The sequence below is a fragment of the Kitasatospora sp. NPDC093558 genome (assembly GCF_040683475.1).
GTDB lineage: Bacteria > Actinomycetota > Actinomycetes > Streptomycetales > Streptomycetaceae > Kitasatospora.
On the sequence record NZ_JBFBDY010001146.1, the window covers coordinates 1 to 1,458 of the forward strand.

At 71.3% G+C, this 1,458-nt stretch carries 2 protein-coding genes and 1 pseudogene; all 3 read right to left on the bottom strand.

What is annotated here, in order from left to right:
• Positions 1-425 (bottom strand): ATP/GTP-binding protein (locus tag AB0O00_RS39250; RefSeq protein ID WP_363659454.1); only part of this gene is annotated, 425 nt, incomplete at its 3' end.
• Positions 406-1,086 carry a DUF742 domain-containing protein gene (locus tag AB0O00_RS39255; RefSeq protein WP_363659455.1) on the bottom strand — a complete coding sequence of 227 codons (681 nt, stop codon included), beginning with the start codon at positions 1,084-1,086 and terminating at the stop codon, positions 406-408. The genes AB0O00_RS39255 and AB0O00_RS39250, both read right to left, overlap by 20 nt.
• Before the next feature lie 162 nt (positions 1,087-1,248).
• Positions 1,249-1,458 (bottom strand): annotated as a pseudogene (locus AB0O00_RS39260) (roadblock/LC7 domain-containing protein); the annotation flags it as partial.

Sequence of the window (1,458 nt, forward strand, 5' to 3'; positions counted from 1 at the left end):
CCGTTGAGGGCGACGACGAAGGGCAGTCCGCTGTTCTCGAAGTAGTCGAGGGCGGGGAAGCAGTCGGCGAGGCGGCGGGTGTCGACGAGGACGACGGCTCCGATGGCGCCGCGGACGAGGTCGTCCCACATGAACCAGAAGCGGTCCTGTCCGGGGGTGCCGAAGAGGTAGAGGATGAGGTCTTCGTCGAGGGTGATGCGGCCGAAGTCCATGGCGACGGTGGTGGTCGTCTTGCCGGAGACGTGGCTGATGTCGTCGATGCCGGCGGAGGCCGAGGTCATGACGGCTTCGGTGCGCAGGGGGTTGATCTCGGAGACGGCGCCGACGAGCGTGGTCTTGCCGACACCGAAGCCGCCCGCGACGACGATCTTCGCGGAGGTGGTGGCGCGGGTGGGGGCGGCCGCGTTAGAGCTTGCGAAGTCCACTGAGGACCCTTTCGAGCAGCGTGACGTCGGGCTGGTTTCCGGATTCGCCCCCGGAAGCGGGCTGGTGGATGGCGACGAGGCCGGCCTCGGCCAGGTCGGCCACGAGGATGCGGGCCACTCCCAGCGGGAGGGAGAGCAGCGCCGACACCTCGGCGACGGACTTGACCTCCGTGCAGAGCCGGCAGATCCGCTGGTGCTCGGGGAGCAGGGTGGCCAGGCGCTGCGGATCCACGTCGGCGGAGACGAGGGCCTCCAGCGCGAGTTCGTAGCGCGGCCGGGTGCGGCCGCCGGTCATCGCGAACGGCCGGATCAGCGGCCCCGCGTCCGGCTCGTCCTCGAACTCCTCGACGTGCCCGGGTTCCTGGGCCGGCTGGTGGCCGGGTGCCCGGCCGGGCCCGGCCGGCGGGACCGGGTAGCCGGGCGGCGGCACGTCGAAGGAGGGCTGCGGCTGCTGGGCGTACTGGCCGTGCTGCCCCTGCTGGGCGTACTGGCCGTACTGCTCCTGCTGGTGGCCGAACGGCGGCTGTCCGTACTCCTGACCGAACTGCGGCCGGCCGTACGGCTGACCGTGGCCGACGCCGGGTGCTCCGAAGGCGTCATGGCCCGTGCCAGGGTACGGAACGCCACCGTACGGGCCACTGCGGTCGTCGGGCGGTGTCACGGTTCCTCTCCTCACAGGGTGCGGCGGTTGCGGTGCGAGCTACGGCGCGAGTCCGGAGCCGGTGGTGCGAAGGCCGTACAACGTCCGAACCCGAGCCCGCCGAAGCGGGCCCGGGAGGGACGCGGAGGTGCTTCGAATACCTGGACGGTATCCGACGAACCGTCAGTGCAGGAGACTGCCCTGGAGTTCTGCGCGGAGTGCGGGGGTGAGGACGGCGCCTGCGCGGTCGACGAGCAGGGCCATCTCGTAGCCGACGAGGCCGATGTCGGAGTCGGGGGCGGCCAGGACGGCGAGGGCGGAGCCGTCGCTGATGGCCATGAGGAAGAGGAAGCCCCGTTCCATCTCGACGACGGTCTGGTTGACCTCGCCGCC